Consider the following 13,644-nt stretch of genomic DNA (forward strand, 5'->3'; position numbering starts at 1 on the left):
GGTCCAGTGTTCGCGTTCTGACATCCCCAACTTCGGGTCGACCCCACGATCGGGTGGTCATCTCACTGCATGGTCTTGCTCAGTGTTCGGCGAGCTTCGCCGCCAGGGCCGCGACGTCGTCGTCGCCGGTGACCTCCAGGCGCGGCGCCGTCATCGGCTGGCCGTCGAAGCGGGCCGTCCCCGGCTCGCAGGTGAAGGCGATGGTGAACCCGCAGGCCGCCGCGACGCGCGCGACGGCGTCGTCGACGTCGCCGAACGGGTAGGCCAGCGACGCCGGCGCCCGGCCGAGCGCGCGGCCCATGGCCAGGCGCGACCGGAGCAGGTCGGTCGCGACCTCGCGGGGCGGGAGCGCGGAGAGCGGCGGGTGCGCCGCGGTGTGCGAGCCGATCTCGGCGCCCTGGTCCTGCAGCCGGCGCAGCGTCGCCCAGCCCATGAGGTCGAGCCGCTCGCCGCGGTGGTCGTCCCACGCGTTGTGGCCGCCCGTACAGTCGGCGACCGCGAAGACCGTGGCCGAGAACCCGTACTTGCGCAGCAGCGGCCAGGCGTGGTCGGGGAAGTCGGCGTAGGCGTCGTCGAAGCTGATGACGATCGGGCGGCCGCGCAGCGGCTGGCGCGTGCGCATCGCGGTGGCGAGCTCCTCGGCCGCGACGCTGTAGTAGCCCTGGGCGCGGAGGTGGGCGAGGTGCGCCTCGAACTGCTCGGGGTGGGTGCGCCACTGGGCGTTGAAGGCCGAGCCCGTCGGCGAGATCCGGTGGTAGGCCAGGACGGGCACGCGGTCGGCAGGCTCGCGCTGGGTGATCTCCGCGGCCTCGCCGTCGTTGCGCAGCATCTCGGCGACCGCGGGCGGCAGCGTGTCGGGGAGCGCCGCGCGCTCGCGGTGGACGCGGCGCGGGCGGTGCGCGGCGATCCAGTCCCTGGGCCGGACCCAGCGCTGGACCACGTAGGCGTCGGTGACGACCTCGGCCTCCAGGCGCAGGAAGGAGTCGGCGAGCTCGCGGGTGATCGACGCGGCGCCGAACGGCAGGCCCCACGCGAAGCCGCGCTCGTCGTCGACCAGGAGGCGCGCGTGGGCCGTGACGAAGGCGCCGCCGGGCGTGACCGACGCCGCGATCTGCCCGATCGCGAAGCGCAGGCGCTCCACGGTCCCGGCGTAGTACAGGACCTCGCTGCAGACGACGAGCTCGGCCGCGGCGTAGGGCAGCGCGTCGGCGAACAGGTCGTGGCGGTCGAAGCGCACGCCGCCGTCGCGCCCGGCCGCCGCCACGCGGCGGCGGGCGTGGTCCAGCGCGAAGGGCGAGACGTCGAGCGCGTGCAGGTCGTCGGCGCGCTCGGCCAGCCGGACGGTGAAGTGGCCGGCGGCGCAGCCGAGCTCCAGCGCGGTGGCGACGTGCGGGGGCGCTAGCGCGAGCGTGCGGTCGTACTTGTCGCGCTCGTAGGCGTTGTCGTAGGACCACGGGTCGTCGGTGCGCGCGAAGAGCATGTCGAACTCCTCGGGGCTCGAGCCCTCCGGCGCGGTGCCGGGGACGTCGGCCTGCGCCGGCGCCGACCCGGGGTTCAGCAGCGTGGGGTCGATCACGACCAGCTCGCCGTCGCCGCGCTGCACCGGACGGCCGTCGAGCCCCATCAGCTCGGCGACGTCGCCGGCGAAGGCGGCGGGCAGCACGGCGCGGCGCGCCTGCGGACCGGCGACCGTGCCGGCGGCGGTGATCCCGACACGCAGCGCCGCGGGCGGCGAGGGGGCGCCGGCGGCGGCCGCCGCGGCGACGCGTTCGCGCAGCGTCCCGGTCGTCCCGGCGGACGCGAGCAGGCCGGCGCGGACCGCGGCCACGCACAGCTCGAAGCCGCACTGCCAGACGATCGCGGAGCGCAGCGCGTGCGGCGTGCGCGGCTCGTGCGCGCCGACGGTCACGGTGCCCAGCGGGACGCCGCCGCAGGTGACGGCCACCGCGACCTCGCCGTCGGGCAGCTCCGGCAGCGGGGCCGAGACCTCGACGGTGCCCGCGAGAGCCCCGCCGGCGTCGCCGTCCTCCCCGACCTCCGCCTCGGCGGAGTAGAAGTCGCTCGTCGTCACCGTCGGCAGGCCCCAGAGCTGCTGGAGGAACAGCTCCCAGCTGCGCGCGTCGGCGTCGTCGCGCGCGCTCAGGCCCGGCTCGACCGCGCGCTCGAGATGGCGCGCCAGGAGCGTCCAGCCGAGCCGGTCGGCGATCGCGTCGGCGACGTGCCAGCCCAGCGCGGTCGAGCCGAACACCGGCAGCTCGAGCTCGTCGAGCAGCTCGCCGCCGTCGCGGACGCGGCAGATCAGGCGCTGCACGCCGTCCTCGAGCGCGACGTCGGCCGGCGGCCCCGCGGTCGGGTCGACGTCGAGCAGCTGGGCGTCGCCCAGGCGCAGCGCGCCGGCGGTGTCGTCGAGCGCGGCGAGGATCGCGCGGTCGAAGCTCTTGCGCGCGCGGCGGGCGAACAGCGGGACGCCGGCGATCGTCTCGAAACGCTGCAGCAGAGCGTCGACGCGGTCCCACAGCTCCGGCTCGAACGACGGCCAGTCGGTGGCGAGCTGGGCGCGCCCCAGCGGCACGGCCGCCGAGATCGTCCAGCCGATCGCGGCCGGGTCGGAGATCATCGGCTTGAGGTCGTCGACCAGCGTCAGCACCGCCTCGGGATCGCCGCCGCGACCCAGGACCAGGCCGGCGCAGTAGGCGGCCATGCCGAGCTTGGCCAGCGGCTCCATCCGAGCGTCGGCGCCGGCGCGGTGCGTCTCGACGGGCTCGACGACGCGCGGGTCCTCGCCGTGGCCGCGGTCGATGACCTCCAGCCCGTTGCGCAGCATCTGCACGCCGTCGTTGGACGCCGACTGCCGGCGCAGGCGGTAGATCGCGATGCGCCGCGGGACCTCGACCGCGCGCAGGCCGCCGCGCGCCAGGCGCTGCCACAGGTCCCAGTCCTCGCACGTCCGCAGCGACTCGTCGAAGCCGCCGGCGGCCAGCACGAGGTCGCGGCGGGTGACGCAGGCGTGGATCGCGAACGCGCACGTGCCCGAGAACGAGCGGAAGAGGTCGTCGGCCGGGACGTCGCGCACCTCGTCGAACAGCCGCCCGTCGGGCAGCAGGCGACACCAGCCGCCGTAGACCAGGTCCAGCGACGGGTCGCGCCGGACCTCGTCCATGAACCACGCCAGCGCCTCGGGGACGAGCAGGTCGTCGGCATCGAGGAACAGCAGCCAGGGGTTGCGGGCCTCGCGCAGCCCGCGGTTGCGGGTGGCGCTGACGCCCGCGTTCTCCTTCGGGATCCAGCGGACGCGCGGGTCGGCGGCGGCGAGCGCCTGGGCGACGCGCGCGGTGTCGTCGGTGGAGCCGTCGTCGACGACGACGGCCTCCCACGCGCCGGCGGTGAAGGTCTGCGCCTGCAGCGACGCGATCGTCTCGGCCAGCGTCTCGGCGGCGTTGAACGCAGGGATGACCACCGACACGTCCAAGGAGATCTCCGCCGTCGTCAGCCCCATGTTCACCGGAATGCTCCAACATCGAGACGATGCACCGCCCGCACGGTAGGCCCCCGGCCGCCATCGGCGTCGCCGTCGTGGAGGCCACGACGACCTTGGAGCAGTTCGACTTCACCACCGCGGAGCGGTGGCACGTGGTCGTCCTGGACGGCGGCGTGCCGGTCGCGCGGGTCGAGCTGGCGAGCCCGGGCGCGACCACGGGGCCCGCGCTGGCCCACGCCGCGATCCTGCGCCACGCCGACCGCGCGATCGAGCGCCGGCGCCTGGACGCCACGCTGCGCGAGCGCCTGGGCGTGCGGGCCCCGGAGCCCGACCGCCAGGCGGTGACGGTCGTCGTCTGCACGCACGGCCGGCCGGCGCACCTGCCGCGCGCGCTGGACGGGATCGCCGGGCTGGACCCCGCGCCCGACGAGGTCGTGATCGTCGACAACGCGCCGGGCGAGCGCGACTGCCGCGCGCTGGTGGAGTCCTTCGGCTTCCGCTACGTCCGCGAGGACGACAAGGGCCTGGACAACGCGCGCAACGCCGGGCTGCGGACCGCGCGCGGCGCCGTGATCGCGTTCATGGACGACGACGTGATCCCGTCGCCCGGCTGGCTGGCCGGCGTCGACGCGCTGTTCGCCGACCCGCTCGTCGCGGCGGTCACCGGCCCGGCGTTCCCCTACACCTTGGCCGACCCGTCGCAAGAGCGGATGGAGCGGCAGGCGTCGCTGACCCGCGGGCTGGAGCGGCGGCGGTGGGATTGGACGATCCTGCCACCCGTCCACGGCGGGCAGGTGGGCGTCGGCGCCAACATGCTGCTGCGCGCGACCGCGGTGGCCCAGCTCGGCGAGGTGCTGTTCCCGCCCGAGCTCGACGCGGGCACGGCGACGGAGTCCGGCGGCGACACCTACGCCTTCGGCCGGCTGCTCGCCGCGGGCCACCGGCTGGTCTACGACCCGGCGACGTTCGTCTTCCACGTCCACCGCACCGACACCGACGCGCTGGAGCGCGCGGTGCGCGGCTACGGGACCGGCATGGCGGCGTCGCTGCTGAAGAACCTGCTCGAGCACGGGGAGCTGGAGGTCCCGCGCGCCGCGTTCTGGTTCGTGCGCCAGCTCGTCGACACACTCAAGCGCTTCCTGCTGGGCCGCGGCGACGAGGAGGAGCTGCGCGTCGCGTGGCTGTACCTGCGCGGCGCGCTGGACGGGCCGGCGCGGCTGCTGCGGGCACGGCGCGCGGCGCCGCCGGCCGCGCCGATCGTGCCGCCGGGCGCGATGGCGGAGGGCGCGGCCGCGGCGACGACCGCGGCGCCTGCGCCGTGGACCGAGGCCGCGCCGCGGCTCACCGTCGTGGTCCCGACCGTCGGGCGCATCGCCGCGCTGCGGCGGTGCCTCGCGGCGCTGGCCGCGCAGACCGCGCCGGCGGGCAGCTACGCCGTGCTCGTCGTCGACGACGCCGCGGCCGCCCCGACCGACGTCGCCGCGCTCGCGCCCGCGGGGCTCGCCGTCGCGACGCTGCGGACCGGCGGCGCCGGCGCCGCACGGGCGCGCAACGCCGGCGCCCGGGCCGCGACCACGCCGCTGGTGTTGTTCGTCGACGACGACGTCGTCCCCGAGCGCCAGCTCGTCGCCGAGCACCTCGCCGCCCACGCCGCCGGCGCGCCCGACGTCGTGTTCGGCCCCTATCCGCCGCGGCCGCCGCTCCGGACGCTCGCCGCGTCGGGCGCCGAGCCGTGGTGGGTCGACCACCTCGACGAGATCGCGCGCACCGGGCACCTGCGCTTCAACGACGTCCTGAGCGGCAACACGTCGGTCGCCCGCGTCCCGTTCCTGGACCGCGGCGGCTTCCCCGAGGCGATCTCGGTCTGGCGCCGCGAGGACTGGGCCTGGGGTCTGCAGCTGCTCGCCGACGGCGCCGCGCTGGCCGTCGCGCCGCGGGCCCGCGGCTGGCACGAGTACCGCCTGTCGTCGACCCAGCGGCTCCAGGCCGCCTACGAGGAGGGGCGCGGCGACGCGCTGCTCATCGCTCGCTGGCCCGCAGCGGTCGCCGGGCTCGACGCGGCCAAGACGCGGATGCCCGACCCGCGGCGCGGCCCGCTGCGCTACGCGATCACCGCGGCGCTCGCCGCCCCGCGCGGGCGCGCCGCAACCGGCGTCGTGCTCGGCGCGCTGGAGGCCGGCAACCTGCGCAACCCGTGGTCGCTGCTGCACCGCCGCGCCCAGCGCGCCGCCTACGCGACCGGTCTGCGCCACGGCGGCTTCACCGGCGTCGGCGGTCCGCTGGCCGGCGCCTGCGGGACGATCGAGATCGACCTCCTCGACGCCGCGCCCGTCGCGGTGCCCGCCACCCCGGCGGCGCCGCTGGCCCGCGTCCGCGCCGGCGACCTGACCCAGGACGTCGTCCCACCCGAGGGCCACTGGGGCGACATGTTGGTCAAGGCGATCGGCGACCACCTCGAGTGGCCGCTGTGGCGCCGCGCGCTGCCGCGACGGCCCGCGCCCGCCCCGCCGGCCGACCCGCGCCAGGTCGTCCTCGTCACCGCCGGGCCCGCCGCCGCGATCGCGGCGCGCGACGCCGGGCTGCGCGTCGCGCTGGCCGACGACGCCTGGGCCGCCGCCGACGCGCTCCTGGCCGCCGGCGCCACGCCCTTCGTCGGCATCCTCTTCGGCGACGCGACGCCGACCCGCGCCTGGCTGGACGCCACGATGGTCGCCTTCGACGGCAGCCGCGTCGCCGCGGTCGTCGGCGAGGCGCTGGAGTCCGAGGACCCCGAGCCGCCGATCGGGCTGCACGACCACGATCCGCGCCGCCTCCCGTTCCTGCGGATGGACGTGCGCTTCGCGTTCGCCGTCCTGCGGGCCGAGCCGGCCCGCGCGGCCGGCGGCATCCGGCCCGCCCAGCAGCGCCTCGGCACCGCCGCGCCGCTGCTGACGCTCGTCGAGCGGCTGCTGCGCGACGGCCACGTGGTCGCCGAGCGCTCGGCGCCCGAGCTGGCCGCCGAGGCCTCCGGCGGCCTGCGCCCCGGCCTCGACGTCGGCGCCGCCCGCCGCGCCGGCCTGCGCCTCGCCGCCGGTCAGGCGCGCAGCGACGGCGGTCGCGCCGGCGCGCTGCTGGCGCTGCGCGTCGCGGTCACCGGCGCCAACGCGCTGCGCGTCTCGGCCAAGCGCCGCCTACGCTCAGCCCGCGGCTGAGGGCCGCGAGCCGGCCGCGCGCGCCGGCGCCCAGCGCCGCGGCGCCACGTACACGCCCTTGACGCCGCGGTCGGACTCGACCTCGAAGCGATGGGCGTTCCAGTGGTAGTCGTAGCCGTACTCCCAGCCGGGCTCGTAGACCCCGACGTCGACCGCGTAGTCGCCGCTGGTCAGGTCCACCGGGTCGAACGCGACGCGCAGCGTCACGCCGTCCTCGTCCACCACCAGGTCGGAGCCGAGCTCCTCCGAGCTGGTCTCGAAGCACATGACCTGGTCCTCCAGGCGCGTGACGCCGACGGTCACGACCGCCGGCTTGGGCCCCTGGTGGGCGCGGATCGTCAGCTCCACGTTCAGCGGCTGGCCGCCCTGCAGCAGCTGGATGTCGCGACCGTCGGCGCTGGTGAGATGCACCTCGTCGATCGTCAGCTCCTGGCTGCCGAACCGGTTCTCGCCCAGCTTGAGCAGCGCGTCGTCGTCCTCGTCGCCCGCCGGCGTCACCGCCAGCGTGTCGAGCCGCATGCCGTCGCGGTAGGCCTCGACGACGTCCTCGGCGGTGCCCGCCGCGCGGACGCGCCCGGACTGCAGCCAGATCGCCTCGTCGCAGGAGCGCTCGACCTCGTCGAGGTTGTGGGAGGCGAAGACGACCGTCGCGCCGGCCGAGCGCAGCTCCTCGATGCGGGCCATGCACTTGGCCTGGAAGCGCGCGTCGCCGACCGCGATGACCTCGTCGAGGATCAGCGCCGGCGGGTCGAGCTGGGCGACGACGCCGAAGGCCAGCCGCAGCTTCATACCCTCGGAGTAGGTGCGCATCGGCGCGTCGGCGAAGTCGTCGAGCTCGGCGAACTCGATGACCGACGCCAGCACGCGCCGCGCCTGCGCGCCGGTCATCCCAGCGATCAGCGCCGCGGTGTAGGCGTTCTCGCGGCCCGTGAGCTCCAGGTCGAGCGTGTCGCCGAGCGACAGCACGGACGCCGTCCCGTCCGGCACCACGATCTCCCCGCGCGTCGCGCGGCCCAGGCCGGACGCCAGCCGCAACATGGTGGACTTGCCCGCGCCGTTGGCGCCGATGATCCCCATCATCCGGCCGTGGCCGACGCGCATCGTCACGTCCTGCAGCGCCCAGCGCTCCTCGCGCCTGCGCAGCGCCTCCGGGACGCGCCGCGACAGGATCGCCCGGCTGGTGCGCGCGCCCTCGCCGGTCCAGCGCGGGTAGGACTTCCAGACGCCCTCGAAGGTGAGCGCGTGCCTCACAGGTTGTCCACCAGCCCGGGCCGCATCCGCTCGAACGCGAACCAGCCGGCGACCGCGAGGAGCACGGAGAGCGCCACGGTGCCAACGATGTGCCCGACGCTCGGATAGGGCAGCCCGAGCAGGAGCGCACGGTCGAGCTCGAGGAACGTGGTCATCGGGTTGAGCTGGAGGAGCCACTCGTACTGCTGTGGGATCCTGTGCAAGCTGTAGAAGACCGGTGTCAGGTAGAAGAGCACCATCAGGCCCAGGGTCACGATGTTCGGGACGTCCCGGACGTAGACGGAGGCAGGCGCGACGAGCCAGGCGAGGCCGACCATCAAGACCAGCTGCACCGCGAGGACGAGCGGGAACAGGAGCGCCGTGGCGTGCAGCTCACCGCTGAAGATCAGCATGAGCAGGAGCACCGGCGCGGCCATCAGGACGTCGACGAACGGCACGATCACCGCGACCACCGGCAGCACGGCCGGCGGCAGCCGCGGCTGGAAGACGAGGTGCCGCTGGTCGATGAGAGAGGTCGAGGCCGCCGACAGCCCGGTGCTGAACGCGCTCCAGGCCACCAGGCCGCTGAACACGTAGACCGGGAAGTCAGGGATGCCGAGGTCGAGGACCGACGAGAAGACGAAGACGAGGACCGCCAGCTGGGCCAGCTGGCGGGCGAGCGGCCATGCCCAGCCGAGCATCGTGAACCGGTGGGCCGACGACAGCTCGCGCTTGACGAGGTGGCCGACGAGCTCGGGGTGGCGCAGCCCCAGGCGGCCGCCGGTCGTTCTGGGGATCGCGATGTCCATGGTGATCGGCAACCGTGCCTGCATCACATTCTGACGCATCCGAAAGCGCGGCCCCGACGGGCGCGCCCACGGTGTCGGTCGTCATCCCCGCCGCGAGCGACCGCGCATCGCTCGCGCAGGTCGTCGCGCTCAGCGTCCAGGACCCGGCCGCGCTCGAGGTCGTCGTGGTCGACGACACGGCCGCGGGCGACCTCCCGGCGCCGCGCGACGCCCGCGTGGTGCGCGGCCCGTGCATCGGCCCGGCCGGCGCGCGCCAGGTCGGCGCCGAGGCCGCGCGCGGCGACGTGATCCTGCTGCTCGACGACGACGTGGTCCCCGAGGCCGGTCTGGTCTCCGGCCACCGGCGCCACCACGCGCGCGCCGAGGGGATCGTCGTGGTGGGCGCGACGCCGTTCACGGTTCCGGCCGGCCGCGGCGAGGACGACGTCGCCTCGCGCATCCACGCCCAGGAGTACGAGGAGCGCGCGCGCCGCTACCGGGCCGGTCCCGAGGACCCGCTGCCGCATCTGTGGGGCGGCAACGTCTCGCTGCGGCGCGCCGACGCGCTGCGGGTCGGGATCGCCTCCGACGCCTTCACCGACCACTACCACGAGGACCGCGACTTCGGCCTGCGCCTGCACGCCGCGGGCCTGCGCGGCGTCTACGACCCGGCGCTGGTCGCCCATCACCACTACCAGCGCACGCTGCGCCAGTGGCTGGCCGACGCGCGGGCGCGCGGCGCCGCCGAGGCCGCGCTGCACGACCTGCACCGCCCCGCGCTCGGGGACGTCCCCGACCCGGGCTACGTCCGCGACCTGCGCGCGCCGGCGCGCGCGCTCGTCGCGCTGGCCGAGCGCCCGCGCTCGGGCCCTCCGACGCGCCGGGCCCTCACGCTGCTCGTCCGCCACGGCGGCCGGCTGGGCCTGCAGAGCGCCCAGCTGGCGGCGGCGCGGGTCCTACGACGCGTGGAGCTGCGCCGCGGAGCCCGGACCGCCGCCGGCCGCCGCGCTACTTGAACGTCACCTGCTGGTAGCCGAGGATGTCGCCGAGGGCGAAGCCCGTCGAGGACTTGGCGACGGCCAGGACCCCGGCGACCGCCGTGCCGGCGCACCACGCCGGCTTGTCGGCCGACGGCGACAGCGTCGCGGTGACGACCTTGCCCTTGGCCGGCTGCGTGACGCGGGCGACGACCGTCTGGCCGCAGCCGCCCGACACGTAGGTCAACCCGATCTCATACACCTTGCTCGCGGCCAGCGCCTGCGTCGTGGTGAACGTGACCGTGATCGGCGACGTCGCGGTCGGCGCCGCGGGCGCCACCACGACCTTGATCGGCGCCAGCCTGTCGATCGTCAGCAACGGCTTCTTGACCCGCGCGATGTGCTTGGCCTTGGTGCTGGCACCCTTCAGGGCGAACGGCAGCGTCGCCTTGACCGTCTTGCCCTTCGGCGTGACCACGGTCATCTTGCCGTAGCCCTCCGCCGTGAACGTGCCCGCGGCCAGCGACAGGCGCACGGCCGAGCCGGGCCACTGCGCGAGCTTCCACTGGTAGCCCCAGGCGTCGCCCTGCTTGGCCGCGGTCGCCAGCGTCCAGGTCTTGGGCGTCGCCACGACCTTCTTGAAGGGCTTCCACGCGAGCATGTTCTTGAGGTCGAGCTTCCAGTTCGGCCACGTGTGGATGCCGCCGTGCTTCTGGTAGGTGACGGCGACGCCGGCCTTGCGGGCGTGGGCGACGAAGTCCTCCGACATCCCCGTGAACTCGAGCTCCTCGAGCCGCTTGGGGCCGTCGAGCGGCTCGTTGCCGATCGTCGTGCCGTCGCCGGCCTCGACCAGGACGCGCGTGTTGCGCAGGTTCTTGACCAGCGCGACCGGGTCGTGGGCCAGCGCGTAGAACGCGTAGGCCGGGCCCCAGAGCTGGTTGAAGCGGTCATAGCCCGTCCACTCGGGGCGGTGCAGCGAGATGACGCCGGAGAACGACGCGGCCGAGCCGAAGTAGCCCGGGCGTTGCGAGGCGAGGTACAGCGCGCCGTAGCCGCCCATCGACAGGCCCGCGATCGCGTGCGCGGAGCGCTGCGGGCAGATGTTGTAGCGCTTGCTCACGGCCGGCATGACCTCGTTCAAGAACCAGCTCTCCCACCCGGGGGCGCGCGCCGTGTTCGACCACTGGTCGATCCACCACATCGGGCCGCCGCCCGGGACGACGACGATCGCCGGCACGTTGGCGTGCTCGATGTCGCCCTGGACGAACCACTCGGTCGGGGCCGGATGCAGCTCCGAGCCGGTGCCGTGCAGCAGGTAGAGGACCGGCGCGCACTTCTTGGAGCTGTAGCCGTCGGGCACGACGACGCGCGTGACGAGCTTGCCGGCGTCGAGGTCCTCGGGCGTCAGCGCGCCCTTGGCGATGATCTTGCTCGGCGTGTCGATGGTGACGGTGGTGCTGGCGCCGGCGGCCGGGACGGCCACCAGCAGCGCAAGCGCGGCCAGGCACAGCAGGGTGAGACGACGCATGGTCCTCCGTGACGAGTTCAGGATCGGGGCGACCGGCCCCGAGCGAGCCGGAAGTGAAGCACGGACCGGGCGGGCAGGGGCTCAGCGCAGCGGCTTGGCGGGCACGCCGCCCACGACGGCGCCCGCGGCGACGTCGGCGAGCACGAGGCTCATCGACCCCACCATCGCGCCGTCGCCGACCGTGATGTCGCCGATGACCTGCGCGTAGGCGCCGAGGAACACGTCGTCGCCCAGGCGCGGCGGGCGGCCGCCGCGCTCGCGCACGCCGACCGTCACGCCCTGGCGCATCCGACAGCGCGCGCCGATGACCACGTCGCCGCCCAGCACGATCCCGGACTGGTGGTAGATCCGCAGCCCCGGCCCGATCTGGGCGGTCGCCGGCAGCTCGATGTTGACCGTCACCCGCATCAGCAGGTGCAGGAGCCGGTGGACGCGGCGCAGGACGAACCCGCGCGGGCCCGACTGCGTGCGCGCCCAGCGGCCGAGGCGGTAGACCGCCACCGCCCACAGCGCGGGCTCGTCGATCCACGCCGACTTGCCCGGCGGGTACAGGGCGCGGTCGGCCCTCCAGAACCCCGTCTCGTCCATGCGCCAGACCCTATGACAGCATTCGGCGCCGATGCGAAAGCGACTACGCCGCGCGTACCTGCGCTCCCGCACCCTCGCCGCCGACGCCTGGTTCGACTCCCGCCTCGTGGCGCGCGCCACGCGCAAGGCGCACGTGCTCGCCCTCGGCGACAGCCACGTCGACGTGATGCGCCACGTGCACCGCGACGACGCCGCGTTCCGGGTGCTGATGCTCGAGGGCGCCACGGCCTCCGGGATCACCAACCCCAACAGCAAGACCAACGCCTCCAACCTGTACAAGGACCGCGTGCGCCGGGCCAAGCCTTGGCAGCACGTCCTCGTGCAGCTGGGCGAGGTCGACTGCGGGTTCATCATCTGGCACCGCGCCCAGCGCCTGGGCATCAGCCCCGACGAGCAGCTCGAGCAGACGCTCGACAACTACGAGACGATCCTGGCCTTCACCCGCGACCAGGGCTTCGCCTCGGTGATGGTCGTGGCCGTGCCGCTGCCGACGATCGACGACTACCCGAGCGCATGGGCCGAGATCGCCAACCTGCGCAAGGAGATCACCGCCACGCAGCGCGAGCGGACCGACCTGACGATCCGCTTCAACGAGCACCTGAAGGAGCGCTGCGCGCGGCTGGGGATCGTGTTCGTCGACGCCAGCGCCGCCCAGCTCGATCCCGAGACGCGGCTGGTCAAGCGGTCGCTGATGCGAGCCGACGACCGCGACCACCATCTCGCCGACGGGCCGTACGCGGCGCTGATCGAGCGGACGCTGCCCGCGCTGCGCTGAGCCGGGCTAGCCGCGCTGGGCGTGGCGGCGGCGCAGCTCGATCGCGCCGCGCTGCTGCTCGACGCGGCGCAGCAGGCGGGCGCAGGCCAGCGCCGCGCGGGTGTTGCCCGCGGTGGTCGCCGCGCGCACGCCGGCGGTCAGCGCGGCCGAAGCCAGCGCCGCGGCGCGGGGCCGGCGGCAGAGGTGGACGAGCGCGGCGACCGGCGCAGGCAGCCCGGCCTCGAAGCGGTCGGCCGGCAGCGCGCCGGCGTCTTCGCCGTGGAGCTGGCTGACGAGCGTCCAGCCCGCGCCCTGGCTGCGCGCGTCGCGGACGAACGCGTCGAGCGGCCGCTGGTAGTGGTGGCGGGCGCGCAGCCCGCGGTCGAAGACGCCCGTCAGGCCGTGGGCCAGCAGGCGCAGGCCGAACTCGCGGTCCGGGTGGTAGCGCTCGTCGTAGACGTCGCTGCCGACGCCGACCTCGAGCACGGTCGCGCGGCGCAGGGAGACGTTGCCCGCCCAGAGGTGGCGCAGGATCAGGTCGGGGTCGTTCTCGTAGCTCTCGCAGCGGCCCTCGTAGGCCTCGGCGTACAGCAGGACGCTGAACGCGTCGGGGTCGCCGGCCTGCGGCGGGACCGGCGGCATGTAGCCGAGCACGACGAGGTCGGCGCGGTCGGCGTGGCGGCGCGCGTGGCCGGCGACGAGGCCGCCCTCGGCCTCGACGTCGTCGTCGAGCAGCAGGACGACGTCGCCCGTGGCGCGCTCGACGCCCGCCTGGCGCGCGGCGCCCTCGCCGGCGTTCTCCTGCCAGACCGGGACCAGCTGCGGGTGCTCGGCGGTCATCGCCTCGAGGTCCTGCAGCGAGCCGTCGTCGCAGCCGTCGACGACGACCACGACCTCGCTCGCGGCGGGATCGGCCAGCAACGGCGCCAGGACCGAACGCAGCTGCGCGCGCCGGTTGTACGTGGGCATGACGACCGAGACGGTCGGCACCGGAGGCAGCGGCATCGCGGGGCCACCATAGCGGCCGCGCGCCCGGTCCGACATCGCACCGGAATCGAGACATCCGTCCACCGTTCGGGTCTCCTGCTGGGCGTACGCGGCCGCTCGCTC

General features: G+C 75.2%; 9 protein-coding genes. 3 read left to right on the top strand and 6 right to left on the bottom strand.

Annotated elements, in window-relative coordinates; all coding sequences use genetic code 11:
• Nucleotides 1-79 precede the first annotated feature (79 nt).
• Nucleotides 80-3,496: a trifunctional glycosyltransferase/class I SAM-dependent methyltransferase/polysaccharide deacetylase gene (locus DSM104299_RS28530; RefSeq protein WP_272475072.1), complete on the bottom strand. Its 3,417-nt coding sequence runs from the start codon at nucleotides 3,494-3,496 to the stop codon at nucleotides 80-82.
• 29 nt (nucleotides 3,497-3,525) lie between these two features.
• On the opposite strand from DSM104299_RS28530, the gene DSM104299_RS28535 reads away from it, so the two are divergent.
• Nucleotides 3,526-6,669, top strand: coding sequence for a glycosyltransferase family 2 protein (locus DSM104299_RS28535; RefSeq protein ID WP_272475073.1), 3,144 nt, complete (start codon nucleotides 3,526-3,528; stop codon nucleotides 6,667-6,669).
• Here DSM104299_RS28535 and DSM104299_RS28540 read toward each other — a convergent pair.
• Nucleotides 6,655-7,920 (bottom strand): ABC transporter ATP-binding protein, encoded by a 1,266-nt coding sequence (locus DSM104299_RS28540; protein ID WP_272475074.1) that lies wholly within the window; start codon nucleotides 7,918-7,920, stop codon nucleotides 6,655-6,657. The genes DSM104299_RS28535 and DSM104299_RS28540 overlap by 15 nt on opposite strands.
• Entirely contained in the window at nucleotides 7,917-8,708 is a 792-nt protein-coding gene (locus tag DSM104299_RS28545; RefSeq protein ID WP_272475075.1) for an ABC transporter permease, read from the bottom strand. The genes DSM104299_RS28540 and DSM104299_RS28545 overlap by 4 nt, the downstream gene beginning before the upstream one ends.
• 71 nt (nucleotides 8,709-8,779) lie before the next feature.
• On the opposite strand from DSM104299_RS28545, the gene DSM104299_RS28550 reads away from it, so the two are divergent.
• Entirely contained in the window at nucleotides 8,780-9,703 is a 924-nt protein-coding gene (locus tag DSM104299_RS28550) for a glycosyltransferase family 2 protein (RefSeq protein WP_272475076.1), read from the top strand.
• Here the strand turns inward: DSM104299_RS28550 and DSM104299_RS28555 are convergent.
• Together DSM104299_RS28555 and DSM104299_RS28560 are read right to left on the bottom strand one after the other, a co-directional pair.
• Nucleotides 9,696-11,192: an alpha/beta hydrolase gene (locus DSM104299_RS28555; RefSeq protein ID WP_272475077.1), complete on the bottom strand. Its 1,497-nt coding sequence runs from the start codon at nucleotides 11,190-11,192 to the stop codon at nucleotides 9,696-9,698. The genes DSM104299_RS28550 and DSM104299_RS28555 overlap by 8 nt on opposite strands.
• 81 nt (nucleotides 11,193-11,273) lie before the next feature.
• A complete protein-coding gene (locus tag DSM104299_RS28560) occupies nucleotides 11,274-11,780 on the bottom strand; it encodes a serine O-acetyltransferase (RefSeq protein ID WP_272475078.1) in 507 nt (168 codons plus the stop codon).
• A 31-nt stretch (nucleotides 11,781-11,811) separates the two neighbouring features.
• On the opposite strand from DSM104299_RS28560, the gene DSM104299_RS28565 reads away from it, so the two are divergent.
• On the top strand, nucleotides 11,812-12,555 hold the full coding sequence (locus DSM104299_RS28565) for an SGNH/GDSL hydrolase family protein (RefSeq protein ID WP_272475079.1): 744 nt from the start codon (nucleotides 11,812-11,814) through the stop codon (nucleotides 12,553-12,555).
• A 6-nt stretch (nucleotides 12,556-12,561) separates the two neighbouring features.
• On the opposite strand, the gene DSM104299_RS28570 is transcribed toward DSM104299_RS28565, so the two are convergent.
• Nucleotides 12,562-13,539, bottom strand: a complete 978-nt coding sequence (locus DSM104299_RS28570; RefSeq protein ID WP_272475080.1) for a glycosyltransferase family 2 protein — start codon at nucleotides 13,537-13,539, stop codon at nucleotides 12,562-12,564.
• Nucleotides 13,540-13,644 lie beyond the last annotated feature (105 nt).

This window comes from Baekduia alba, assembly GCF_028416635.1.
GTDB lineage: Bacteria > Actinomycetota > Thermoleophilia > Solirubrobacterales > Solirubrobacteraceae > Baekduia > Baekduia alba.

Excerpts from the sequence above, each read along its gene's own strand:
- DSM104299_RS28555 (WP_272475077.1), bottom strand. The coding sequence starts at position 11,192 with ATGCGTCGTCTCACCCTGCTGTGCCTGGCCGCGCTTGCGCTGCTGGTG.
- DSM104299_RS28530 (WP_272475072.1), bottom strand. The coding sequence starts at position 3,496 with ATGGGGCTGACGACGGCGGAGATCTCCTTGGACGTGTCGGTGGTCATC.
- DSM104299_RS28565 (WP_272475079.1), top strand. The coding sequence starts at position 11,812 with ATGCGAAAGCGACTACGCCGCGCGTACCTGCGCTCCCGCACCCTCGCC.
- DSM104299_RS28560 (WP_272475078.1), bottom strand. The coding sequence starts at position 11,780 with ATGGACGAGACGGGGTTCTGGAGGGCCGACCGCGCCCTGTACCCGCCG.
- DSM104299_RS28545 (WP_272475075.1), bottom strand. The coding sequence starts at position 8,708 with ATGGACATCGCGATCCCCAGAACGACCGGCGGCCGCCTGGGGCTGCGC.
- DSM104299_RS28535 (WP_272475073.1), top strand. The coding sequence starts at position 3,526 with ATGCACCGCCCGCACGGTAGGCCCCCGGCCGCCATCGGCGTCGCCGTC.
- DSM104299_RS28570 (WP_272475080.1), bottom strand. The coding sequence starts at position 13,539 with ATGCCGCTGCCTCCGGTGCCGACCGTCTCGGTCGTCATGCCCACGTAC.